This is a genomic window from Pseudoalteromonas sp. S554, from assembly GCF_005930865.1.
In the GTDB taxonomy this organism is placed as follows: domain Bacteria; phylum Pseudomonadota; class Gammaproteobacteria; order Enterobacterales; family Alteromonadaceae; genus Pseudoalteromonas; species Pseudoalteromonas marina.
In genome coordinates this window covers 1-24664 of sequence record NZ_PNDV01000112.1, presented here as the reverse complement: position 1 = coordinate 24664, position 24664 = coordinate 1, and the positions used below count along the sequence as shown (strand labels likewise).

The window sequence follows — 24664 nt, the reverse complement described above, 5'->3', positions numbered from 1 at the left end:
GACGGGTTTTTTGCTGTCTGCAGGAAAGTAATCTCTAAAGCGTAGCGTCTCTTAAGCGAAGCGCCTCTTTGTGAACAGTGTTTTAGTTATTCAATACACTGACCTATGATAGGTAACATTTGCTATGTGACTCTCTACCGCTGTGGGCACCACGACATTACGCAGGCTAAAAATTGTAGAGAGCCTGACTAGCGATAGTCGTTTTTTTTCTGTCTGGGGTTTAGTAAATAGCCAAAACCCCATGCCGAACTTAGTAGCGGCCGCTCATGCATATCCTGTGCTCCACGGTATTTGTATTCCTATACATCATGCAAAACTGCGCGAAAGCAAGCCCTTCAGAGGCTGACGCGACAAAACAGTTTTCTGTTTCCCTCAGCAGTAGCTAATAAAAGCTAGTATATTTTTAGAACTTAATACATTTGTGTTGGCATTACTTTGAAGAGAATATGTCTTTTTAGAAGGTTTGGCTTTTGCTGCTCTTTTTTTGGCTGAGTGAATTTGTTTATAAATTTAGAGTTTCAATTAAATCAACATTGTATGAGAGGCTTAATCTATAAGTATCAATATGTCACAGTAACAAATATAATTTTGCTTTGTTACTGGCTTTGATTTAGGATCAAATCAGTTTAAAACCAAGAACTAACATACAGTGTATAGATTATTAATAAGCATAATATCCATTTTAATTTGTTTTTCTGTTTCAGCAGTTGAAGTCACTGATCTATATCAAGATATTTTAAAAGTTGATGATAAATCAAGAGATAGTCGATTAGCGGCAAGCCGTAAAGCTTTACTTAATGTTTTGGTAAAAGTAAGTGGTGATGAAACGGCGGATCAAAATCGATTAGCTCAACAGCGCACTAAAGATATCTCTGATTACATGCTTAAATTTGAATACGATGAGCGTACTGAAGGTCAATTAAAATTAATTGTTAAATTTGAAGCACGAAAAATTAATGCGCTTATAAAAGAATTAAGTCTACCTCTATGGGGTTCACAACGTCCGTTAGTCGCTATTTGGCTAGGTATTGAAGATAATTGGCGAAGAGAGCTAGTAACACAAGAGAGCTATCCACAGCTTGAACAATTAATTTACGATAATGCCCGAAGACGTGGCTTACCTGTTGTTGTGCCATTACTGGATTTACAAGACAGACGTTTAGTAGGAATACCCGAGGTGTGGGGTAATTTCTCAGGGCCTATAGAAGAAGCGTCTCAGCGGTATAGTGCTGAAAGAAGTATTACGGCCAAAATGTACAAAGACAATAACAGTAATAACTGGGTTTTAGATTGGCGATTCACAAATGATGATTTGTTTGATGAAAATCGTTTAGTTGGTGATAAACAACAAATTGTTAGTCAAATGATAGATACACTAGCTAGAGGGCTAGCAAGTGAATATGCTATTGATCCCAATGCATACTACGAGCAAGCTTCAGCTATTTTAACTTTAAAAGGGGCCGAAAATTTTGTAGATGTTGAACTAGCTAAAAGACGTTTACAGAGTTTAAGTGTAGTTACACAGGTTACAATTGCTCGAAAAACGACTGAGTTTGTTGAATACAAATTGAATCATACAGGCGATGTTACAGATTTAAAAAAAGCGCTTGGTCTTGATTCTGCTTTTAAAGATTATGTTGACCCTCGCGCTTTCTATCATGTTGTTGACAAAAACGGCCTAGAATATCAATGGATAAAACCATAGTGCTAAGTCATGAACCAATGCAAATGGCGTTGCCTGTTACTCTGCCTGATGATGAGACTTTTGCATCGTACTTTGGTGGTGAGGACTCATTAGAAGTTAACCATCTAAAAGCGAGCTTTTCTGAGTTGGCAAATTCATTTCAGTATACTTACTTGTGTGGATTGGGTGATTCGGGTAAGTCTCACTTGTTATATGCTACGTGCATAAAAGCGCAAGAACGTGGCCTCTCTAACATGTTACTTTCTATGCGAGAGGTTATCAATTTTGGCCCTATGGTCCTCGATGGACTCGAAGCGCTTGATGTATTGTGTATAGACGATGTCCACTTAGTTGCAGGGAACGATGCCTGGGAAAAGGCCCTGTTTAATTTTTTTAATCGCTTTAACGAACCAGGTAAAATGTTAGTCGTAACCGCAGACCTGTTACCAAATATGTTAAATATCTCACTTCCTGATTTAGAATCTCGTTTGACTTGGGGAACCACCTTTCAAATACGTTCAATGAGTGATGATGATAAAGCGCAAGCGCTTGTTAAGCGGGCGCATATGCGTGGGCTTGAGTTAAGTGATGAATGTGCACGCTTTTTACTAACGCGTCTAAGTCGAGATATGCGTGCTTTACTCGATGTATTAGACAAATTAGATCATGCATCTATGGCCGCACAGCGAAAATTAACAATTCCCTTTATAAAATCAACGTTAAAGCTCTAGTAGGTCTAGAATCTAGACCCCGCTTTCAGTTATCATTAGTCAATTAAATTGTAATCACCTTCTGTGAAAGATCAGGTATCGAATGAACTTAGAAAATATATTAGCGCAAGCACTTGAGGCGGTAGCCAGTGCCAGTGAAATCGCGCAACTAGAAGAGATCAGGGTTAACTACCTTGGTAAAAAAGGCGAAATCACTAGCTTACTTAAAACACTGGGTAAAATTGCTCCTGAAGAACGCAAAGAAGCAGGCCAGGTAATTAATCAGGCTAAGCAAGATGTGCAAGCTGCAATTAACGATAAGCGTGAGCTTTTAGCAAGCAAGGCACTAGAAGAAAAGCTAGCCGCTGAAACAATTGACGTTACTTTACCTGGGCGTGTGATGCCTACAGGTGGATTACACCCAGTAACACGTACAATTGAGCGTATTGAAAGCTTTTTTGGTGAGTTAGGTTTCGAGGTGAAATCAGGTCCTGAGATTGAAGATGATTTTCATAACTTTGATGCTTTAAATATCCCTGAACATCACCCTGCGCGTGCTGATCATGATACCTTTTATTTCAATCCTAAATTAGTATTGCGTACACAAACAAGTGGCGTGCAAATTCGTACTATGGAAACAGAGCAGCCACCGCTACGAATTATCTCACCTGGGCGTGTTTATCGTAACGATTACGATCAGACACATACACCTATGTTTCATCAGGTAGAAGGGTTAATGGTTGATACCGATGTAAGCTTTACTGAGCTTAAAGGTATATTACATGACTTTTTGCGTAACTTTTTTGAAGAAGATATGGAAATTCGTTTCCGTCCTTCATTTTTCCCATTTACAGAACCTTCAGCTGAAGTAGATGTGATGGGCAAAGACGGCAAATGGTTAGAGGTACTAGGCTGTGGCATGGTACATCCAAACGTTCTTAAGTCTGTAGGTATTGATCCAGAAAAATACACTGGTTTTGCATTCGGCATGGGCGTAGAGCGCCTAACAATGTTGCGTTACGGCGTAAACGATTTACGTGCATTTTTCGAAAATGACTTAAAATTCCTAAACCAGTTCCGTTAAGAGTGAAGCAATAAAATGAAATTTAGTGAAAAGTGGTTAAGAGAGTGGGTTAATCCTGCTATTGATACGCAAGCTCTGTCGGAACAGCTTTCTATGGCTGGCCTTGAAGTTGACGGCGTTGAGCCAGCTGCAGCCAAATTTAATGGTGTGTTAGTAGGCGAAGTTGTTGAATGTGGTCAACATCCTGATGCGGATAAACTTCGCGTTACTAAAATTAACGTAGGTGGCGATGAGCTGCTTGATATTGTGTGTGGTGCGCCAAACTGTCGTGAAGGAATTAAAGTCGCGGTTGCAACCGTTGGTGCAGTATTACCTGGCGATTTCAAAATTAAAAAAGCAAAACTTCGCGGTCAGCCTTCACACGGTATGTTATGTGCATTTGACGAGCTAGGCATTAGCGAAGAAGGTGAGGGCATCATGGAGTTACCGAGTGATGCACCCATTGGCGCGGATTTACGTGACTATTTAAGCCTTGACGACAACATTATTGATGTTGATTTAACACCAAACCGTGGTGACTGCCTTGGTATTAAAGGTCTTGCCCGTGAAGTAGGCGTTTTAAACAGCATTGATGTAAACGTATTAGAAATCCCTGCTGTTGCTCCAACAATTGACGACAAAGTATCAATTGAGCTAGTGAACGAAGATGCATGTCCTCGTTACTTAGGTCGTGTAATAAAAGGTATAAATCTTGATGCAGAAACACCGTTATGGATGGTTGAAAAATTACGTCGTAGTGGCGTTCGTTCAATCGATCCGGTTGTTGATGTAACTAACTATGTATTACTCGAACTTGGCCACCCTATGCATGCATTTGATTTAAGTGCAATTGAAGGTGGCATTAAAGTACGTAGTGCAAATGCAGATGAAGAACTAGTACTGCTTGATGGTAATACAGCTAAATTAAACGAGTCTACACTCGTTATAGCAGATAATGATAAAGCACTTGCCATTGCTGGTATTTTTGGTGGTGAGCAATCAGGTGTTACTGAAAAAACAACAGACATACTGCTCGAAAGTGCGTTCTTTAATCCGGTAGCAATTGCAGGTCAAGCACGTAGTTACGGCCTACATACTGATGCATCACATCGTTATGAACGTGGTGTAGACTTTGCTCTACAACACGATGCAATGCAGCGTGCTACAGCGCTACTTCTTGAAATTGTGGGCGGTCAAGCAGGCCCTGTAGTAGAAGCCGTGGCGGCTGATAAGTTACCTAAGGTGACTGAAGTTCGTTTGCGTCGTTCGCGTTTAGACCGCGTAATAGGTCATCACATTGATGATGCTAAAGTAACTGATATTCTGACTCGCTTAGGTCTTGATGTTAAAGTAGAAAATGAGAGCTGGAGTGCAGACATACCTAGTTACCGTTTTGATATTCGCATTGAAGAAGATTTGATAGAAGAAGTTGCACGCGTTTACGGTTACAACAGTATTCCAAATGTGGCACCAACTGCAAAACTTAAGATGACGACTCATAACGAAGCGAGTATTGCACTAAGCAAATTCCGCAATACGTTAGTAACACGTGGTTACCAAGAAGCGATTACATACAGCTTTGTTGACCCTAAGGCACAAGCTATTTTGCATCCTCAAAGTGACGCACTTGTTCTACCGCATCCTATTTCAATTGAAATGTCAGCAATGCGTGTTAGCTTAATGCCGGGTCTATTGGCGTCTGTTGCATACAACCAAAATCGTCAACAACCACGTATTCGTTTATTTGAGCATGGTCTTAAATTTATAAGCGATGAAAATGCAGAAAATGGTGTATACCAAGTGTCTGTTATTGGTGGCGTTATTACTGGTTTGGTTCATGGCGAACATTGGGTTGAAGAAAAGCGCAATGTCGACTTTTATGACTTAAAAGGGGATGTTGAGGCATTACTTGCGATCACTAACGATGTGAGTCGCTTTGAAATTAAAGCAGAGCAGTCAGATGGACTTCATCCGGGCCAGTCAGCTGTTATTTATGTTGATGGTAAAAAGGTTGGTTTTTTTGGTGCATTACATCCTCAAGCGCAAAAGTCGTTAGATATCAATAACGCAACTTTTGTATTTGAAATTGAAATGTCAGCAATTGAAAAAAGAAATTTACCACAAGCAGAAAGCGTGTCTAAATTTCCTTCAAACCGTCGCGACATCGCGATTTTAGTGGCCGACAGCGTTAAATCTGGTGATATTTTAAACGCTATAGAAAAAGTTGGCGGAAATCAATTGGTTGACCTAAACTTATTTGATGTGTATAAGGGCAAAGGTATTGAGCCAAATTATAAGAGTTTGGCGATTGCTCTAACACTGCAAGCGGTTGATAGAACACTCGAAGAGAAAGATATCAATCTAGTAGTTGATAACGTGGTGGCCGAATTGGCCGAAAAGTTTAATGCATCGTTGAGGGACTAGATATGGCGCTTACTAAAGCCGACATAGCTGAACACCTATTTGAAAAGCTCGGGATCAATAAAAAAGATGCCAAAGATTTAGTTGAAGCGTTTTTTGAAGAAATCCGCTCAGCGCTAGAAAAAGGAGAGCAGGTTAAGCTTTCTGGATTTGGTAACTTTGATCTTCGAGACAAAAAAGAAAGACCAGGGCGTAATCCGAAAACAGGCGAAGACATTCCTATTTCGGCGCGTCGTGTTGTCACCTTTAGACCGGGTCAAAAATTAAAGACTCGTGTTGAAGTGGGCACCAGCAAAGCAAAATAAAAAAAGGCAGCGAAAGCTGCCTTTTTATTTATTCCTCGCTTAACTCTGCTTAAGCGGGGTTTATTATTATCTAAAATTCTCTAGGTGATACAAATTCACCCTCTAATACTTGTTGATAGGTTTGCTCGGCAAGTGAATCAAGTCCAGATAAGTTTTTACCAGTACTTAAGAGTTCCTGCTCTATTTCAAATAGATCTATATTTTCGATTCCCGACATTTGCGCTACTTTTGAAAATATATAAGCATGTTTAAATTTATCATGTTTATAAAACAGGCTGATAAGTGATGTGTACACCTCAGGATTGGGTATGCGCCCTTTTTGATTTAACTCTAGGGTTTTATAGAGCAAATCAATCGTTTTTTCGTCATCAAACTTAATGTAATACGACGCTAAAAAAAACTGCATTTCAGCACTTTGTGTAACACTAGGATCGTCTTCTATAGCCAATAGCTTATTTAATGCACCTTGATTATTGTTTCTGGACCAATGGTAATAAAGTAAACCGGGGTGATTTGTATCAATAGTGTCTTGATAAAGGCGCGTCATTTCTTTAATGCTAGTGAGTTGTCCATCTATGCGAGACGTCTTCTTAGCTTTGAGCTTTATGTGCTCAATTTTAGCCGCCAGTGTTATACATTGGTTGTATGTTTCAAATTCTTTTAATAATTGATATTTATTTTCATCCGTTGGCTCTTTGTATTCACTGTAACGCTTTAAGATAACTTCAGCACGCTCGTCTTTACAATGGCTGTCTTTGTTTAAATCAGAACAAAAGCCGGGTGTTTCCTTACAAACTTTTGCTAGCGTCACAGGTTCTTCACAACCCGCTAATGTTAGTAATCCAAGTAGTAAACTTGCTCTTTTTAGCATTCCTAAACCCCAAATAAATATCTACGCAGCCATTCTAGCGCAATCATTTAACGCCTAACAGTAGAGAATAACTTCAGATTAAATTAGAATAGCCGTGCCTGAAGTGCATTACTCTCAAAATATAGTGCACTTTTAAAGGCTATCCGTTCAAAATGATAAACTTAGGTAAATAAAATGACCTCATCTCACGAGTTAGAATACACAAATAGTTGGCAAGAGCGCCAAGATTACGCTGAAAGCATGCAACCTATCATTGGTAAACTTTACCGTAATCGTGGTATTGAAATCGCTGTATATGGCCGTCCTCTCGTAAATGCCAGCACTATTGAAATTATTAAATCTCACAAAACTGTTGCACAATTTGAAGGCACAAAATTACGTTTACGTGAAAGCTTCCCGTTTTTAGAAGCAATCAGCAAAATGGAATTAAACTCTGCTCGTATTGATATTGGTAAGCTTGCATACAGCTATTTATACAGCGACGTTGCTAATGGCCGTTCAGTTGAAGAGTTCGTTAAAGATGAATTAGCAGAAATAGCCGATTCAACAGTGAAAGAACCTCGCGATGTAGTTCTTTATGGATTTGGTCGTATTGGTCGTTTGCTTGCTCGCTTATTAATTGAAAAATCGGGTCCTTACGCCGATTTACGTCTACGTGCAATCGTTGTGCGTGGTGGTAAAGAAGGTGACCTTGAAAAGCGTGCTAGTTTATTACGTCGCGATTCAATTCATGGTCCATTTAATGGTTCAATCACCATTGATAAAGAGCGCAACGCGATTAAAGCGAACGGCAGTTACATTCAGGTTATTTATGCAAATTCACCTAGTGAAATTGATTACACCCAATACGGTATCGATAATGCGTTAATTGTTGATAACACAGGTATTTGGAAAGATGAAGCAGGCCTTGGTCAGCATTTAGAGTGTAAAGGTGCAGCTAAAGTATTATTAACAGCACCGGCTAAAGGCAATATTAAAAACATCGTATATGGTGTAAATAACCAAGATATTTTATCTGAAGATAAAATTGTCTGTGCAGCAAGTTGTACAACAAATGCAATCACACCAACATTAAAAGCGTTAAACGATAAGTTTGGTATTAATAATGGTCACGTTGAAACCGTTCACTCATACACAAACGATCAAAACCTAATTGATAACTATCACAAAGCCGAACGTCGTGGTCGTGCCGCAGCGCTTAACATGGTAATAACTGAAACAGGCGCAGCTAAAGCTGTATCTAAAGCATTGCCAGAGCTTGAAGGTAAGTTAACAGGTAACGCTATTCGTGTTCCTACGCCTAACGTATCGCTTGCTATTTTAAACTTAAACTTAGCAACTAATACATCAGTTGAAGAACTAAATGCATTTTTACGCGATACAGCGCTGCACTCAGATTTACGTGACCAAATTGATTACACTGCATCAACAGAAATAGTGTCTACCGATTTAGTAGGTAGCCGTTATGCAGGTGTTGTTGACTCGCAAGCGACAATTGTTGACGAGAATCGTATTGTATTATACGTATGGTACGATAATGAATTTGGCTATAGCTGCCAGGTAGTTCGTTGTATGCGAGATATGGCTGAAGTGTCATTCCCAAGCCTACCACGCTAATGTATATGTAGTATTTAAAAGCCAGCGTTTAGCTGGCTTTTTTAATGTGCAATCATTTTTAAAGTGTATGCCTTGTGCTACGCTTTGCTTATTAAAATACAGTGCGTGTTACAGTTATAAAATACACTGTATTTACTGCGAGTAGTATTATTCGTGGTGTTAGTTCTGCGAGTTAAAATGCAGATGGGCTTATTCAAATTAAAGGTTTTTTCATGAAAATCAGTAGTAATTTCGACAGTGGTAATATCAAGGTAATTGATGCAACCGATCCGCTTAATATTCAATTAGAGATTAATAACGACCACAACTCTGAATTTTATCAGTGGTTTCACTTTCGATTAGAAACAACGCCTTACCAATTACATAAGCTTAATATTAATCAGCTTGAAAAATCAGCATACCCAGATGGGTGGGAAGGCTATCAAGCAGTCGCATCTTACGATCGCCAAACATGGTTTCGTGTTCCATCAAACTATGAAAATGGCACGCTAAGTTTTGAAATAGAGCCAGAGTGCGGCAGTGTTTATTTTGCTTACTTCGCACCATATAGCTATGACCGCCATTTAGATTTATTGTCGTGGGCGCAAACCCAAGGTGCTTGCCAACTTCAAACATTGGGTGAAACACTTGATGGGCGCGATATGAGTGTATTAAAAATTGGCGAGCCAAGCGAAGATAAAAAAGTAATTTGGGTAACAGCACGCCAGCACCCAGGTGAAACTATGGCAGAGTGGTTTGTAGAGGGATTACTTCATAAGTTACTTGATGATGAAGACCCACATGCTGCCGCATTGTTATCAAAGGCTGTGTTTTACATCGTGCCAAATATGAACCCAGATGGCAGTGTACGTGGTCATTTACGTACTAATGCTAAAGGTGTTAACTTAAATCGCGAATGGCAAACACCTAGTATGGAAAATAGCCCAGAAGTGTATTTAGTCCTCAATAAAATGCGCGAAACAGGCTTAGATATGCACCTTGATATTCATGGTGATGAAGCCATTCCTTATAACTTTGTTGCTGGCAGCGAAGGTATTCCAAGTTACGATGAGCGACTTAAAAATTTAGAAGACAGCTTTAAAGCGGCGTTATTAACAATAACACCGGAGTTTCAAGACGAACACGGTTACCCGAAAGATGAGCCAGGCCAAGCTCTATTAACCGTTGCATCGTCGGCAACGGCTGAAGAGTTTAAAGCGCTTACATACACGATTGAAATGCCATTTAAAGACAATAACGATTTACCAGATCCTGACTATGGCTGGTCAGATCGTCGCTCGTATCAGTTTGGTCAAGACACGTTAGCAGCCATTGTTAATGTGGTTGATACGCTAAGATAGAGTACTGATAAAAGGCATCAATTATTGATGCCTTTTTTATACACAAATTTAAAATTAGTTAATATATAAAATCGTTTTATAAACCCCTCAACCAGCAGTCTATTTAAATTACTTTCTATAAACCTCCATTATATTCAAACAAACTAATTGCTGGTTAAATAACCCTCAAATAATACGTCGAAGCGCACGTTTTATCTGTAAATATGAAAATTAAGTGTTAACAAAGTTAGCTCACTTAAGTTAATATCAATAACAATCGAATTAAAGGTAGGCGTATTTAAGCCCGATTTTTAATCGTTTTGTGTCGCGCATTCTGAGTAGCTAAAACAGAGTCTCGTAATTCATAATAAAAAATATAACTATAGAGGATATCCATGGAAGCTTTTGTAAGCGCTGTTAATGATGTTGTTTGGAGTAATGCCCTTATTTACTTATGCCTTGGCGCGGGCTTGTTTTATTCTGTATTAACTCGATTTGCCCAAGTCAGACATTTTAAAGAAATGTGTAAATTACTTTTTAGTCCTAACACATCTGAAAAAGGTATTTCTTCTTTTCAAGCACTTGCAGTGTCTCTATCGGGGCGAGTCGGTGTTGGTAACATTGCTGGTGTTGCTGCTGCTATCGGTTTTGGTGGCCCAGGGGCTATTTTCTGGATGTGGGTTGTTGCATTTTTAGGTGCAAGTACAGCCTTCGCTGAATCAACTCTTGGTCAAATTTATAAAGAAGAAGAAAACGGTCAATATCGTGGTGGTCCAGCGTATTACTTTGACCGTTGTTTAAAGCAAAAATGGTTAGCTATCTTGTTTGCTATTTCTGCCGTTGTTGCGTGTGGTGTTTTCCTACCAGGTGTACAAGCAAATGCGGTAGGTAACGCATTTACTCAAGTATTTGGCGACGGTACTATGGTTTCGACCAGCTTTGGCGATGTAGGCAGCTTTAAGCTAGTTGCGCTGGCTATTATTCTTATCGTTTTAGCCTTTATCATTTTTGGTGGTATAAAACGTATTGCCAACTTTACTCAAATTGTTGTGCCATTTATGGCTTTGGGCTACATAGTACTTGCCTTAATCGTTGTGTTTTTACATATCGATAGAGTGCCTGATATTTTTGCTATGATAATAAGCGACGCCTTTACAGCTCAAGCCGGATTTGGAGCTGCAATTGGCTGGGGTGTAAAACGCGGAATATATTCAAATGAGGCGGGTCAAGGTACAGGTCCTCATGCAGCGTCTGCGGCAGAAGTAGACCACCCAGCGCAACAAGGTTTAGTTCAGGCTTTTTCAGTGTACGTAGATACCATCTTCGTATGTACAGCAACTGCACTGATGATTTTGTTAACACAACAATACAACATTGTTGGCGAGCTACCAGCTGGTCAATTTATTGTACAAAATGTTGATGCAGCAACTGAAGTTGGCTCTGCAGCATTTACACAAATGGCTTTGTTTAGCGTATTTGGCGGTTTTGGTGAGGCATTTGTAGGTATTGCGTTATTCTTCTTTGCGTTCACTACTATTTTAGCTTACTACTTCATTGCGGAAACAAACATTGCTTACTTAAATCGTTACTTTAAAGGAAGTATTCCACTGGTTATTGTGAAGTTTGTGATCATGTTTATGGTGGCTTACGGAATGGTTAATAGCTCTGGGTATATTTGGAGCATTGGTGACATAGGTGTAGGCTTAATGGCGTGGATCAACATCTTAGGCATTTTAGCTATTTTCTTTGTCGCAAAACCGGCACTGTTATGTTTAAGCGATTACGAAGAGCAAAAGAAAAAAGGCGGTAAAATTACCTTTGATCCAATTAAGTTAGGTATAAAAAACGCTACTTTCTGGGAAAAACGCCTTGAAAAACAATCTAAGGATCCTGAGTAATTTAATACACAGTGTACTTGCAAGTTTGATTGGATAAACGGGTTTAAACCAATAAAAAGAAAGTTACATTATCTGTTATTGCTTTAAATTCAAAAAAGACAACAACAAATAAAACAAGTACAATAAAGGCGCCGCAAGGCGCTTTTTTTATGCGTAGTATGGAGAGATGTATGGCGATTATTCGTTGCCCAAAATGTGCAAAATCAATTTCAGATAAATACAAGCAATGTCCGCATTGCGAAAGTAACATTTCAGAGCTAAATGACGAGCAGGTTCAACAACTTCAGCGCGAACAGCAAATTAAAAAAAAGCAGATGTTTATAAATCACTCTTTCCTAGCACTTATTTTATTTTTGGGTGGTTTTTTCTGTTTATATTTTTTACAACCGCAAAAAGAAACCCTTGAGTGGTATGCTTACACCATCGCCATTGGCGTAGGGTGCATTTGGTATCTTATTAACCGTATTATTTTAGTGACTCTTAAAAAGAAAAGATGACATGAATATCGATAAACTCGTAGAAAATATTACTCCAGAATTATTTGAACGCCTGCAATATGGTGCATCCACTGGCAAATGGCCAGATGGCACTGTGTTATCAGATGAGCAAAAGCAACAAACAGTGCAGTTGGTTATGTTGTATCAAGCAAAGGTGGCTCAATCGAACGAGCAATTTACGATTGGTGCTAATGGTGAAATGATCCAAAAGACAAAAGCGCAACTACAAAAAGAATTCAAATCAGACAACGAAATAGCTAGGTTTAGTGAACATGATCTTTAAGCACCTTTTTACGCCAAAATGGAAACACCCTAAGCAACAGGTACGTCTTGATGCAATTGAAAAGCTAGATACGCAGCGCGATGCAAGTATTTTAAATACACTTGCATTAGAAGACAGCTCTGCAGAAATACGCCGAAAAGCGCTTCAAAAGGTAAATGATTTACCACTTTGGTGGAAAGCCTATAAGCAAGACCAAGCGTTGAAGGATATAGCTGAGCAGCAAATATCTAACGCGGTTTTAAACAGTGAAAGCACACTAACACCGCAAATTAAAAGTGAATATATAGAACGCTTTGCGCCTGTAAAAACATTAGAAAAACTAGCGTTTGCAGAGAAAGAACTAAAAGTTCGCGTTAAACTACTTAAGCGTTTAGCAAACCCAAAATTAGTAGAAAAAGCTTTTAAAGAAGGCAGTGAAGAATTACAAAAGCAGCTAGTGGAGTTAGTTATTAACCACCAGCTTACCAAACCACTTGCTAAACATGCTAGAGGGGAAGCGAAAAGCACCCTTGATACGCATATTGAAAATGAGCGTCTGGCCAAAGAAATGCCACAAGAAGTTGAAAATTCAACGCGCGTTATTTTAGCAAAACTTAATGCGTTACGTGAAAAAACAGACTTTGCGTTGGTAAACCCACAAGCTGCTGAATTAATGGCTCAATGGCAAGCATTAGAGCTTAAATGGCTATCAGCAGAGCGTATAAAATCGCTAGATGAAAAGTACATAGCTATTACCAGCAAGCTTGATACTCATATAGCGCAACTTAAAGCTGAGCACGACAAAGAACAGCAACGTTTAGCATTAAAACAGCGTCAATTATTGGCTTTAGCAACGCTTGAAGCATTAAGTGATGAAATTGAAAATGCGCTTCAATTAGGTTTAGAAACCCCAGAGCAAATTCAACAAGATTGGCTTGACGCTAAAGTAGCCCAAGCAAAACAAGCGATCACAGAGACTGAGCTTGAAAATAACGCACAGTCTAAAGCGGTAATCACAAGGCTTGAGACTTTATTTTCACAAGTGGCTAAATTACCCGAACTAACAACGGTAATTGCTCAATATAAAGAGGCATTGAACGCCTTACAAAAAATTGAACCAGCGCAAAGCATTGAGCAATATGACGATATTATTTCAGCGTTTAATCAAGCGTTTAATCAAGCGTTTAAAGAAACGCGTGGGCATATAGCTATGTTAGACAGCGCACTGCAAGGCAAGTTTAAAACTGAGTTAAACGCGCATAAAAAGCAGTTTTTAGTACCAATGAATGAGTTAGTTAAACCGCTTGAAAAAAATCAAAGCCAAGCAAAGCGAAAAGCTCGTGATGTTAAGCGCTTAATTGAAGAAGGCCGCTTCAATGTGGCATTTGGTGTATTTAAAGGTTTTGAAGAGCTATTTAATACATTAACAGCACGCTACCAGCAACCGCTTGAAAATATTAAAGCAGAGCTAGAGCAGCAGCTTGCTGACGCAAAAGATTGGCAAAAATACGCCGCTGCACCAAAGCGTGTTGCGTTACTTGAAGAAGTAGCCGCGTTAACTGAGCAAGAATGTACCGACCCTCAACAACGTGCAGAACAAGTAAAAATGTTTCGCACACGTTGGAATGAGCTTGGCCGATTAGATACAGATGAAGAAAAACAACAAGGTGTTCAGTTTGACGAACATATTGAATTGTTGTTTGCACCTTGTCGTAGTTACTTTGCAGAGCAAGAAAAAAATCGTGATGCAGCGAAGTTGCAACGTGAAAGCATCATTACTGATATGCACGCGCTTAGCGCAGAGCCTACTAGCGAAGAAGGCTTTGATTGGAAACAGTTTGAAAGCCAATACAATAGGCTAAATAAAGCATGGCGCAGTGTAGGAAAAGTTGACCCTAAAACATACCGAGTATTAAATGATCGCTATAAAAATGAGCAACAACAGGTGCTTGGTTTATTAAATGCGTTTCATAAAGGTAATGCTGCGCTTAAAAATGATTTAGTAGAACAAGCACAGCAATTATCACAAAGTGACGACTTAGCAAGTGCTTGCCAGACGTTAAAGCAAATGCAGCAGCAATGGCAAACAATTGGCTTTGCGGGCTTGAAAGCTGAAAATGCGTTGTGGCAAAAGTTTCGTCAATATAACGATGAAGCATTTAGTAAGCGCAGCACTGAATTTGAGCAACAAAAGCTTGAACAGAATGAGTCAGACAAGCAAGCCGCTGCAGAGCTTGCTGAATTAGAAGCGGTACTAGAGGCGGTTGAACAACGTGCGCAACTTCATGACCTAGAAACGAAGGTAAAGGGTTATGCACAATTCAGAACGCTTGCGCCAAAAGTGGCTACTTTGCTTAAAGCCATAGATGAAAAAGTGTCATTGCTTATGACTAAATCAGAGCAGGCTAACTTAGATGCTTTACTTAACGCGCTTCAAAATAATGAAGAAATACCTGCTCAGTATCAAGCACCGCTAAAAACAACGCTTAACGAAGAGCAACTTGTAACGCGTATGGAAATTTTAGCAAATGTGAGTTCGCCAAATGCATCACTTAGAATGGCAGAGCAAGTTGCTATGCTTGATGATAAACACCGTGGCGATCATGCTGATTTAAATTATTATTTAAAACAGTTACTCGCGCTCAGTAACGGTTCAGTTGAACCTGACACACTAGCTCGATTAAAGACGACACTTGCAGCTTAATCATTAACATTACTTTAAATGTTGATTAAAACTTTAAAAGGCCGCTTAAATAGCGGCTTTTTGTATCAACCAAACAAAGGATTTACCATGAGATTTTTATTACTTATTACTACGCTTTTTTTAACTGCCTGTAATAGCACGCAAGGTGTATCGGTATATTCATTTACAAATGCTGAAGTAGAAAGCGTATTAGCTAAAGAGTTGCCAAAATTAAGCGAAAAAGTAAAGCTAATGGGATTACCTGTTCAGCTTAACGTTAATGATTTAAGTGTTGATATTGGGCCAGATAATCGTGATGTTGTTTTACTTGGCGCTGACTCGAGCGCAGAGATCAACGCTTTTGCACTTAAGTACCCAATTCGTTTAAAGCTTCAAATAGAGGGCAGCCCATTCTACGATAGCGAGAAAAAAGCAGTGTTTTTACGTAATATTAAACTACTGGGCTCAAGCGTTGATGCTGGTGGCTTTAGAGGCAACATTGGCGCGCTTGACGATCAAGCAATGGGTGTAATCAATACCTTTTTGGCTAACAACCCAGTATATACGTTAAACATGAACGATCCTAAAATGATGCTATTGAGCAAATTGCCACTCGATATGAAAGTATCGCAAGGTGCAATTAAACTGGTTCCTAGGTTATAAATAACCAGGCTAATCAGATCGGCCTGCCTTAATTAATCGTATTAAATAACCTAACTATAAGCTAATTAGGTTCATTATATTATGGCAGCACCGCGTAACGTGCCCACATCGAGACTTTCTCGTTTTGCAAAATTAGGCTCATTAGCAACAGGCGTTGCGGGTAATATGCTGGTTGATGGCGCTAAAAGTGCACTAACAGGTAAAGGGTGGGATAACAAACGCTTACTTCTGCAGCCTAAAAATATTGAAAAACTTGCTGTGCAGCTCTCTCACTTACGCGGAGCAGCAATGAAATTAGGCCAGCTTCTATCTATGGATGCTGGTGATTTGCTCAGTCCTGAGCTCGCCCAGTTACTCGCTTTGTTGCGCTCTGACGCAAATCCAATGCCGCATAAGCAGCTGGTTGAAGTTTTAAAAGAACAATGGGGAGACGACTGGCTTTCTCGTTTTTCTCATATTGAACTCAGACCTTTTGCGGCGGCTTCTATTGGGCAAGTGCATTTAGCGTATCAAGAAAATGGCGAAAAGCTCGCAGTTAAAGTTCAGTATCCGGGTATTGCAAAGAGTGTTGAGAGCGACGTAGATAACGTGATTACGCTGTTAACCCTATCGCGCCTATTGCCAAAAGACCTCGATATTAAACCCCTTGTAAATGAGGCTAAGGCACAATTACTTGCAGAAGCTGATTACCTGCGAGAAGCTGATTATTTAATACGTTACAAAAATGCACTCAACGGCAATACTCATTTTAAGGTGCCCAATGTTTACACTTCGCACAGTACGCAGCAAGTCCTTACAATGGAATATGTTAATGCTGAACCCATAGAGAGCATCACAGAGCAGCCACAAAGCCAGCGAAGTTTTGTTGCTGAGCAGCTTATTAATTTATTTTTTAAAGAAATGTTTGAATTTAAACTCATTCAAACGGATCCAAACTTTGCTAATTTTCATTATCAAACAGAGACGCAAAAAATCGTTTTATTTGATTTTGGTGCAACGCGAGAAATATCAACCGAGTTGAGTTCAGCGTATTTGGCACTATTTAAAGCAGGTAGCGATAATAGCCGAGAGGGCGTATTAAAAGCAGCATCGCAAATTGGTTATTTTAAAGATGACATTATGGATAATTATAAAAATAACGTAATCGACTTGTTTTTAATGGCGTGCGAACCGCTCAGGCATGGTGGTGAATTTGATTTTAAACATAGTGAGTTAGCACTTAAAATTAAGGATGCTGGGCTTGCACTTAGTGCTCAATCACAGCAGTGGCACACTCCACCCGTCGATGCGTTGTTTATACACCGAAAACTAGCCGGTTTGTATTTAATAGCTGCTCGTTTGGGGGCAAAAATTGATGTGCGTGCGCTTTTTAGTCATTTCGCATAAATGCTGAGCTAATATCGATACAAAGTTACTGGTGCAGTAATGTGTTAAAGTTGTCATAATACTCGTGATATTTCGCGAGGCGTAGTTATGATAAAGCAATTTTTAAACGATCCAAAGTTATTACTTAATGCCGTGGGTGAGGGAATTTACGGATTCGACTTGTCTGGAAACGCTGTATTTGTAAACCCAGCAGCAGAGCGCATGACAGGGTGGAAGGCAGAGGAGCTACTAGGAAAAAAAATACACCAATATCATCACCATACTCGTGCCGATGGCACGCCTTACCCTGCAGATGAGTGTCAAATTTACTGTACCATGTTTGATGGTAAACGCCGTGAAGTTAACAATGAAGTGTTTTGGCGCAAAGACGGTAGCTCGTTTGCTGTTGAATATACATCCACCCCAGTGTATCGAAAAAATCAACTTATTGGTGCCGTTGCTATATTTCGTGATATATCGCAGCAGCAACAAACCCAAAATGATTTACAAAACGCACTTAAAAAAATAAAGCAGCTGAGTGAGCAGTTAAAAGACGAGAATAGCTATTTAATAGCAGAGTTAAATCAGGACTGGCAAGACTCTGGGCTGGTAGGGCAAAGCCATGTGTTCCAAACCATGTTAGAGCAAATCAAATTAGTGAGTGAAACCGACACTACCGCGCTTATTCTGGGAGAAAATGGCACAGGTAAAGAGCTAGTAGCACGCAATTTATATAGGTTAAGCAAACGCAGCAAGCATGCCTTTATTAAAGTAAATTGTGCAGCTTTTACACCAAGTTTATTGGAGTCTGAGCTGTTTGGGCATGAGAAAGGCGCTTTTACGGGGGCTAACGAACGTCGTAAAGGCCGATTTGAACTGGCCGATAAAGGCACACTTTTTTTAGATGAAATAGCCGAATTACCTCTAGAATCACAAAGTAAGCTACTAAGAGTGCTACAAGAGCAAGAATTTGAACGGGTTGGTGGTAGCCAAACTTTGAGTGTAAACATTCGAGTTATAGCGGCTACAAACCGCGATTTGTGGCAAATGGTGCAAAAGGGCAGTTTTAGAATAGATTTATATTATCGACTTAATGTATTTCCTATTAAAGTACCGGCCCTGAGAGAGCGTAAAGAGGATATTCCTTACTTATGCAGCAACCTCATACAGCAATTAAATAAACGCTTAGGGAAGCAGTTAAAAGGGTTAAGTAAAAAAGCAGTTACTAAGCTTCAAGCCTACGATTGGCCTGGTAACATAAGAGAGCTGCAAAATGTACTGGAGCGAGAAGCCATTTTGTCTAAACAATCTGTTTTACAGCTCAATCAACCACTCAATGGTGACACTACGCAAAATGTTGACGAGTCTCTTACCCTCGATGAGGCGCAAAGGCTGCATATAAGCCGTGTTTTAACACTTTGTAACGGGCAAATTTCTGGAAGTAAAGGTGCTGCACTTAAGTTAGGGTTACCTGAAAGTACACTTCGCTCAAAAATGAGAAAGCTAGGAATTAATAAATAATCGCGATATATAACGGCTTTCGTTATATATCACGATTGGTAAAAGTGTGTAAATTATAAAGTTATTTAATATCAATAGATTAAACAAAGTTTCAGTTTGGTCTGAAAGTTGCAAATACTTAAACAACATCCGTCATAATTAAGTAAGTAACATGAAGTTTGATATTAAAGAGCAAGACATGATCATTAAGCCCTATAACTCAGGGCCAATTTATATTCGCGAGCAAAAAGGCTTTTTTCAACGTATACGCCGTAATTTAGGCTGGTTGCTAATGTTAACGTTTATTGCCATTCCATGGATTCAATATAACGGTCAGCAGGCTGTACTGTTAGATGTCGCAACACAAACCTTTACTATTTTTGGATTAACACTTCTTCCTCAAGACTTTATGATTTTAGCCATGCTTTTTATGGTGGGGGCCTTTGCGTTATTTTTTGTTACTAATTGGCTTGGCCGAGTTTGGTGCGGTTACACGTGCCCGCAAACAATATGGATGTTGATGTTTACATGGGTTGAGCAACGAATAGAAGGTACACGCAATCAGCGCATTAAATTAGATAAGTCAAAATGGACATTTAGCACGTGGCGTAAAAAAATAGCTAAACACAGCGCGTGGATAGTTATTTCGGTTTTAACAGCGACCTCATTTATGGCGTATTTTATTCCGACTAAAAATTTATACTTAGACATGCTTTCGTTTGATTGGTCTGGCATTACCACATTTTGGGTGCTTTTTTTTGCTGGGTGTACGTACGGTAATGCTGGTTTTTTAAGAGAAAAAATGTGCACCATTGCATGCCCGTATTCTCGTTTTCAGTCAGTGATGTTTGATAAAGATACCTTAGTTGTTACTTATGATGTTGAACGAGGAGAAAACCGTGGCCCACGTAAGCGTAAAGCTGATCCAAAGTCATTAAACCTAGGCGATTGTGTAGACTGTAATTTATGTGTGGAGGTATGCCCTGCGGGTATTGATATAAGAAATGGCTTGCAATATGAGTGCATAAACTGTGGTTTATGTATTGATGCCTGCGATGACACAATGAATAAGTTTGGCTACGACAAAGGCTTAATTAAATACGCGAGTGAAAAACAGATGGAAGGTAAAAAAACCAACCCATTTAGATTAAAGCTTGTTGGCTATGGTGCGTTAACTGCCTTACTTATCCTATCGATGTTTGCATGGATGATGCAGCGTACACCCATAGAGGCCTCAGTGCTTCGTGATAGAAACGCACTCTACAGAGTAAATTATGAGGGCCTAGTTGAAAACCCATACACACTAACCATTATTAACAAAACACAGCAATCAATGCACTACACAATCGCTATTGAGGGGTTACCTGGGGCAACGCTTAAAAGTCCAAAGGCAACACTCGTACAACCTGGTTTAATGAAAAAAATACCGGTTACGGTGACCGCTGATGGTTACGATATTAAACAAAAAGTAAGTAAATTAAGATTTGTAGTTACCGCGCAGGAAGATGCGAGTATTACCATCACCAAGGGCAGTCAGTTTTATAAAAACTAAGTAGTTAAACGCCAAGTTGATTAAATAATTAATCCGCTTGGCTGTTTTTAAGGTGCTTAATAACGTATTGCTTGGCACTTTCAACCTCACTAAATATACATTTAGTGCCGTCTCTGCCAACGCTATTTAAAACCCGCGACATTTGACTGATTGCGATGGCCGATGTCATTACATACGCGCTGATAAAGCAATTTGCAGCTTGCATTTTTTTGCCAATTTTAGTGAGCAATAACTCGGCTTCAGGCGTCGCTGCTAATACCTTTCGTGAGTCGCTAATATAGCCCCAGGGGTTGCCGTTAAATTGTGCAGTAGTATTAATGAGCTTTTCACCATACACACTTAGAATATCGGTATCGATGCTACCTGAAAATTCAGCAACAATTATGTTGTTATCTACATAAAAGTTAACGTTGCCATAGTCATTTTTTAATGAAAAGTCATAATGCTCATTTTTATCTACTTGCAAGGCTTTCTCTCTATTTATATTACAGACTTGTTACTACGTTTAATAAAACACACTTATGATAAACGTAGCAACTAGTAAATTAGCCTTCATTTCGTAAATAATTTAAAGCACTATCAATAACAGCAACTTGCGCTAGTATACATTGTTCACTGTTGGCTGAAGGGCTATCTGGGTAAACTTCTGTTGTTGTTACAAAAGGTGCATCAGTAAAGCCCATACATAAACCTAATTGGCGTGCTGCGTAATTTATAACGCCAAATTGTTCCTGTGGTACGCCAATTAATGCATTGTTTTCATCACTTGGTGCAATATGCGTAACCTTTGCAACGCCCTCAATAATCACTTTTTGAAATTCTGGCTCTGGTTTTTTACTGTCAGCAACTAAGTAAAACCCATCAGGAATATTCCAATTTGTATTGGTTGTGCCTTCACGTGCTGCAAGTGCTGGCCTGAATTCACTGTTATCGGAGTCTGTTGTCTCGTGTAAATCAATGTGTGCGAGTAGATCAATATTTAATGATTTTACATAGGCCATTACCGCAGCCGACTCGTGTGCTGGGCTATTTTCGTAAAAGGAGCGGTTAGGATCTATTGCGCTTGGGTTCCAGCGGTTAATTGTTTCATACCCCCAAGGGCTAATACAGGGAGTAATAATTATATTAAAGTGTTTTGAATGATTTAAAGCAGAGGTTTTTGCAAATCTAAGCGCGCCATGTACACCACTGGTTTCGTACCCATGCACGCCACCGGTAATTAAAACCGTTGGTTTGGTATCATCAAAATTAGGTGTTTGCAGGGCATATAATGGATAACAGCCATCGTTGTAATTAAGCTCACCATATTGCTCAACCGTTAATGTGCCTTTAAGCTCGTTTATTAACGTTAACACTTCATCTTGGTAGCTACGCTTTATAACTTGGCTCGCAAGCCATTGTGCTTTGTCGCTGTCGTTCCATTTTTTACCTGGTGTGCCAATTGGGTATGTGCTGTCAGTCATTATAAAGCCTTGGTATATCAATATTTAATGAAATAAAGCGCTAGCTTAACGCTGACTAAAATAGCCTGCAAGTTAATGCGACATATAGACATAATTGAGTTACTTCTTAAAAAACTAATCCAAAGCTGTAATAAATAAAATTGAATTAAATACACCGTCAGTTATGTTAACGAGGTATTTAGCCCAAGCCACTAAACTGATAAGCTTGCAGCGCATTTTGCACTTTTAAGACTATTACTATGAGCAATCAAATTTTATTTAATAAATACATGCTATTAACAGCGATTTTTACACTAATAAGTACTGTATTTTCGGTTGATTTAGCCGCGCAACAAGAAAGCCAAACATTAGTCTTATTAGGATCAGAGCCACGCATGTGCGCTGAAAGTTCGTGTATTAGGAGTGAGAAAGTTGAAAATATAACCCACAAATTATACTCACCTACTATTAATAAAATAAAGCTCATAGCAAAAAACTGGCCAACCAGTAGCCTTTCTAATAAAGATGCGACACTAGATGTGCTAAAGCAATTACAAAAGAATGAACCTAAGCATGTGTCAAAGCAAAATTTACTGTGGCAGTGGCGTGACGTAGATAATTTGCAATTAGAAAGCTTATCGGTGCACGAATACAATTATGTGCTTGATATGCTCGAAGTGTCAGAAAGTAAGAATGATAAAAAAATAAATAGCAAAGCAATTAATACTTCACGCTATGAAAATAATGATATTTTACAATTTATTACCGGTAGCCTAAAAGTAAATAGCGCTAAACCGACCATGCTTGTTATTACTGCAGCGCGTCGTGATCCATACGCGTATGCTGAAGCGGCAACATCTCTTTTAGCAGAATCACAAATAAGTACCAAGTGGCTTGCATTAACGCCTGCACTTGCAAAGGCAATAACCACGGGTCGGTGCGAACAACTGCCTTCACTAAGAAATAGCGCTATGCAAGTGTATAACCGAGAGTCAATTTATCCTTCGCAAACTCAAACCGAATACGGCTTGTGTAAAAGTGGAGTAGTTGCATTAACCACATTAATAAAAAACAGTACCGGCGTTATGTTTCATAGCGGTGATACTGCGTTATTGCATAGCGTTTTATTTAATGATGAAAACGAGCCTTACCCATGGACAAATTCACTTATAACAAGCCCGGTTATTGTGGGAATAGGTGAGGGGAGCGCCATACAAGGTAATAGCTTAATTATAAATAAAAACGTAACAAGTACAAATGTACTAAAAGGGGAAGCCCTGACTACTAAAAAGGGCTTAGCAACGTTTAATTATGGTGTGTTAAGTACGCACTTTAGTGAGCAAAACCAAACTTTTAAATTGGCCATGATGATTGACACTTTAAGCAACGGTAAAGCTACATCACAGTATGGTTTTGGTGTAGACGAGAATACCGCCTTGGTTGTTATAAAATCGCCAGAAGGTAATTTAATGACGGTCGTAGGTGAAAATGGTGTGGTCCATTTAACTCCCGAGGCAACAAACATTGCTGTGCATCCCCCTGAGCAAAAGACAAATTCAAAACCTCAAAAATACCGCTATTCTTATTGGCCTTCTGGCAGTGTAATTGATGTGAGCAATAACTCATTTACTTTGAGCGAGCGCACATTGGGGAAAACATTGCCCTCAATAAAAATTCCGCCATTGCCAGTTCAGCGTTTTGGGACCATATTGACGGATGCTAAATTACGCTCTTTGACACAAGCTATGTGCCTCGCTCAAGAGCAAAGTGCGGTTGCTCAGCAAGATGAATTTTTAATTAGCCTGAATACAAATGCTGATACACGCTATGACCGAATAAACACCAAACCATTTGGTTGTGCTGTGAGTAATTTATCGCTGGTGGTCGAGTCGTTTTAAGTTTAAGGCGTAAATATTTGGATTTTAAGTACCAGCTCTATAAAATAACCAGCATTACGTATAACTACTTTGCATAAAGCAGAGAAATTAAAAGAGTTTTAAAATGAATAATGAAAGTGATGTAATCGATAACTTAGCAGACTTAGAAGCTTTTTTACTCGAAATAGAAAGCGGTGGCTATGGGTTAAAAGGGGTATCTGGCGTTGGTATGGCGACTAAAAACTCAGACGGTACCCGTTTTATTGCCGTATTTGATGATAAACAGCAACTACTATTGGCCCGCGGTATCACCGAAGATGTATTTACTAATGGGCAAGATATGGTTCGTAACGGTGTAAAGCCCAAACACTAATTACATATAAATCAATAAGCGCTGTTTAGCGCTTTTTTTTTGCAAAATTTAAAATGAGTTAAAACATCAAGCAAGGCTAAGAAATATAAAAGGTAAAAAACCGATTTAGGCTAAATAAATGAAGGCTTTACTGCATAACTCGCATATTAACGTATTTCGTTTACTAATTGACCATTTTCATATAATGCCGAATATTGGCGTTTATGCTCTTCAAATAGGTAGGTTCTTAACTGCTCTTTTCCAGTATTAATACGTGTAATTTTTGCAGCCATTCCTGATTTATTTTGCCTAATAGGTTCTATATCAATTGAAATACACTCTTCGTTTGGTAATGTAAACTGCACGTTTTTCATATTACCCAGTCGGCTGTTATCTTTTAGAGGTTTTAAAAATATCCCTGTGCTAGATATAGACTCAATATAAAAACCTTCGCTGAATCGCCCCGTGTTTGCCAGAGACTCAATAACTTGAGAAACTGGAACTATGAAAAAATCAAATCGCTATACATCAGAATTTCGTGAACGTGCAATTAGGCTTGTTACCACACAACATCATGATTACC

At 39.1% G+C, this 24664-nt stretch carries 20 protein-coding genes and 1 pseudogene; 17 read left to right on the top strand and 4 right to left on the bottom strand.

From position 1 onward, the window contains the following. Nucleotides 1-649: 649 nt before the first annotated feature. From CWB65_RS18580 to ihfA, 5 genes are all read left to right on the top strand, one after another. Nucleotides 650-1705 carry a DUF2066 domain-containing protein gene (locus CWB65_RS18580; protein ID WP_138741194.1) on the top strand — a complete coding sequence of 352 codons (1056 nt, stop codon included), beginning with the start codon at nt 650-652 and terminating at the stop codon, nt 1703-1705. After that, nucleotides 1705-2415, top strand: coding sequence for a DnaA inactivator Hda (gene hda / locus CWB65_RS18575; RefSeq protein WP_008132045.1), 711 nt, complete (start codon nt 1705-1707; stop codon nt 2413-2415). Before CWB65_RS18580 ends, hda begins: the two co-directional genes overlap by 1 nt. Before the next feature lie 82 nt (nt 2416-2497). Then, nucleotides 2498-3478 carry a phenylalanine--tRNA ligase subunit alpha gene (gene pheS, locus CWB65_RS18570; protein WP_006794499.1) on the top strand — a complete coding sequence of 327 codons (981 nt, stop codon included), beginning with the start codon at nt 2498-2500 and terminating at the stop codon, nt 3476-3478. A gap of 15 nt (nt 3479-3493) precedes the next feature. Further along, a complete protein-coding gene (pheT, locus tag CWB65_RS18565) occupies nt 3494-5881 on the top strand; it encodes a phenylalanine--tRNA ligase subunit beta (RefSeq protein WP_138741193.1) in 2388 nt (795 codons plus the stop codon). Nucleotides 5882-5883: 2 nt separating this feature from the next. After that, nucleotides 5884-6183 carry an integration host factor subunit alpha gene (ihfA, locus tag CWB65_RS18560; protein ID WP_002960690.1) on the top strand — a complete coding sequence of 100 codons (300 nt, stop codon included), beginning with the start codon at nt 5884-5886 and terminating at the stop codon, nt 6181-6183. Between the two features lie 70 nt (nt 6184-6253). Here ihfA and CWB65_RS18555 read toward each other — a convergent pair whose 3' ends face one another. After that, nucleotides 6254-7054: a DUF2989 domain-containing protein gene (locus tag CWB65_RS18555; protein WP_010557230.1), complete on the bottom strand. Its 801-nt coding sequence runs from the start codon at nt 7052-7054 to the stop codon at nt 6254-6256. 174 nt (nt 7055-7228) lie between these two features. Between CWB65_RS18555 and CWB65_RS18550 the strand changes: the two genes are divergently transcribed. From CWB65_RS18550 to ccoG, 10 genes are all read left to right on the top strand, one after another. Further along, nucleotides 7229-8671, top strand: coding sequence for a glyceraldehyde-3-phosphate dehydrogenase (locus tag CWB65_RS18550; RefSeq protein ID WP_138741192.1), 1443 nt, complete (start codon nt 7229-7231; stop codon nt 8669-8671). A gap of 212 nt (nt 8672-8883) precedes the next feature. After that, complete coding sequence (locus tag CWB65_RS18545; protein ID WP_058429128.1) at nt 8884-10011, top strand: M14 family metallopeptidase; 1128 nt, start codon at nt 8884-8886, stop codon at nt 10009-10011. A gap of 374 nt (nt 10012-10385) precedes the next feature. Continuing rightward, complete coding sequence (locus CWB65_RS18540) at nt 10386-11888, top strand: alanine/glycine:cation symporter family protein (RefSeq protein ID WP_008132031.1); 1503 nt, start codon at nt 10386-10388, stop codon at nt 11886-11888. 170 nt (nt 11889-12058) lie between these two features. Continuing rightward, nucleotides 12059-12385: a hypothetical protein gene (locus tag CWB65_RS18535; protein WP_008132029.1), complete on the top strand. Its 327-nt coding sequence runs from the start codon at nt 12059-12061 to the stop codon at nt 12383-12385. Nucleotide 12386: 1 nt separating this feature from the next. Beyond that, nucleotides 12387-12668, top strand: coding sequence for a YeaC family protein (locus tag CWB65_RS18530; RefSeq protein WP_006794492.1), 282 nt, complete (start codon nt 12387-12389; stop codon nt 12666-12668). Then, nucleotides 12658-15351: a DUF349 domain-containing protein gene (locus tag CWB65_RS18525; RefSeq protein WP_138741191.1), complete on the top strand. Its 2694-nt coding sequence runs from the start codon at nt 12658-12660 to the stop codon at nt 15349-15351. Before CWB65_RS18530 ends, CWB65_RS18525 begins: the two co-directional genes overlap by 11 nt. 87 nt (nt 15352-15438) lie before the next feature. Next, nucleotides 15439-15993, top strand: coding sequence for a YceB family lipoprotein (locus CWB65_RS18520; RefSeq protein WP_033025795.1), 555 nt, complete (start codon nt 15439-15441; stop codon nt 15991-15993). Between the two features lie 81 nt (nt 15994-16074). Then, nucleotides 16075-17379 carry an ABC1 kinase family protein gene (locus tag CWB65_RS18515; RefSeq protein ID WP_138741190.1) on the top strand — a complete coding sequence of 435 codons (1305 nt, stop codon included), beginning with the start codon at nt 16075-16077 and terminating at the stop codon, nt 17377-17379. A gap of 87 nt (nt 17380-17466) precedes the next feature. Next, complete coding sequence (locus CWB65_RS18510; RefSeq protein WP_138741189.1) at nt 17467-18879, top strand: sigma-54 interaction domain-containing protein; 1413 nt, start codon at nt 17467-17469, stop codon at nt 18877-18879. 151 nt (nt 18880-19030) lie between these two features. Next, nucleotides 19031-20410, top strand: a complete 1380-nt coding sequence (gene ccoG / locus CWB65_RS18505) for a cytochrome c oxidase accessory protein CcoG (RefSeq protein WP_138741188.1) — start codon at nt 19031-19033, stop codon at nt 20408-20410. Nucleotides 20411-20438: 28 nt separating this feature from the next. Here the strand turns inward: ccoG and CWB65_RS18500 are convergent, their stop codons facing one another. Both CWB65_RS18500 and CWB65_RS18495 read right to left on the bottom strand, forming a co-directional pair. After that, the gene (locus tag CWB65_RS18500; protein WP_008132022.1) at nt 20439-20876 is read right to left on the bottom strand and encodes a hypothetical protein; all 438 of its coding nucleotides are present in this window, start codon (nt 20874-20876) and stop codon (nt 20439-20441) included. 79 nt (nt 20877-20955) lie between these two features. Further along, on the bottom strand, nt 20956-21873 hold the full coding sequence (locus CWB65_RS18495; RefSeq protein WP_138741187.1) for a M14 family metallopeptidase: 918 nt from the start codon (nt 21871-21873) through the stop codon (nt 20956-20958). Between the two features lie 239 nt (nt 21874-22112). On the opposite strand from CWB65_RS18495, the gene CWB65_RS18490 reads away from it, so the two are divergent. Continuing rightward, on the top strand, nt 22113-23750 hold the full coding sequence (locus tag CWB65_RS18490; RefSeq protein ID WP_138741186.1) for a type 1 glutamine amidotransferase family protein: 1638 nt from the start codon (nt 22113-22115) through the stop codon (nt 23748-23750). Between the two features lie 103 nt (nt 23751-23853). Further along, the gene (locus CWB65_RS18485; RefSeq protein WP_008132014.1) at nt 23854-24102 is read left to right on the top strand and encodes a hypothetical protein; all 249 of its coding nucleotides are present in this window, start codon (nt 23854-23856) and stop codon (nt 24100-24102) included. A 146-nt stretch (nt 24103-24248) separates the two neighbouring features. On the opposite strand, the pseudogene CWB65_RS18480 reads toward CWB65_RS18485, so the two are convergent. Next, nucleotides 24249-24536 (bottom strand): annotated as a pseudogene (locus CWB65_RS18480) (hypothetical protein); the annotation flags it as partial. Nucleotides 24537-24664 lie beyond the last annotated feature (128 nt).

Bases quoted from the DNA above. Each gene is read 5' to 3' on its own strand.
- pheS (WP_006794499.1), top strand. From the start codon at position 2,498: ATGAACTTAGAAAATATATTAGCGCAAGCACTTGAGGCGGTAGCCAGT.
- pheT (WP_138741193.1), top strand. From the start codon at position 3,494: ATGAAATTTAGTGAAAAGTGGTTAAGAGAGTGGGTTAATCCTGCTATT.
- ihfA (WP_002960690.1), top strand. From the start codon at position 5,884: ATGGCGCTTACTAAAGCCGACATAGCTGAACACCTATTTGAAAAGCTC.
- CWB65_RS18555 (WP_010557230.1), bottom strand. From the start codon at position 7,054: ATGCTAAAAAGAGCAAGTTTACTACTTGGATTACTAACATTAGCGGGT.
- CWB65_RS18550 (WP_138741192.1), top strand. From the start codon at position 7,229: ATGACCTCATCTCACGAGTTAGAATACACAAATAGTTGGCAAGAGCGC.
- CWB65_RS18545 (WP_058429128.1), top strand. From the start codon at position 8,884: ATGAAAATCAGTAGTAATTTCGACAGTGGTAATATCAAGGTAATTGAT.
- CWB65_RS18540 (WP_008132031.1), top strand. From the start codon at position 10,386: ATGGAAGCTTTTGTAAGCGCTGTTAATGATGTTGTTTGGAGTAATGCC.
- CWB65_RS18535 (WP_008132029.1), top strand. From the start codon at position 12,059: ATGGCGATTATTCGTTGCCCAAAATGTGCAAAATCAATTTCAGATAAA.
- CWB65_RS18530 (WP_006794492.1), top strand. From the start codon at position 12,387: ATGAATATCGATAAACTCGTAGAAAATATTACTCCAGAATTATTTGAA.
- CWB65_RS18525 (WP_138741191.1), top strand. From the start codon at position 12,658: ATGATCTTTAAGCACCTTTTTACGCCAAAATGGAAACACCCTAAGCAA.
- CWB65_RS18520 (WP_033025795.1), top strand. From the start codon at position 15,439: ATGAGATTTTTATTACTTATTACTACGCTTTTTTTAACTGCCTGTAAT.
- CWB65_RS18515 (WP_138741190.1), top strand. From the start codon at position 16,075: ATGGCAGCACCGCGTAACGTGCCCACATCGAGACTTTCTCGTTTTGCA.
- CWB65_RS18510 (WP_138741189.1), top strand. From the start codon at position 17,467: ATGATAAAGCAATTTTTAAACGATCCAAAGTTATTACTTAATGCCGTG.
- ccoG (WP_138741188.1), top strand. From the start codon at position 19,031: ATGAAGTTTGATATTAAAGAGCAAGACATGATCATTAAGCCCTATAAC.
- CWB65_RS18495 (WP_138741187.1), bottom strand. From the start codon at position 21,873: ATGACTGACAGCACATACCCAATTGGCACACCAGGTAAAAAATGGAAC.
- CWB65_RS18490 (WP_138741186.1), top strand. From the start codon at position 22,113: ATGAGCAATCAAATTTTATTTAATAAATACATGCTATTAACAGCGATT.
- CWB65_RS18485 (WP_008132014.1), top strand. From the start codon at position 23,854: ATGAATAATGAAAGTGATGTAATCGATAACTTAGCAGACTTAGAAGCT.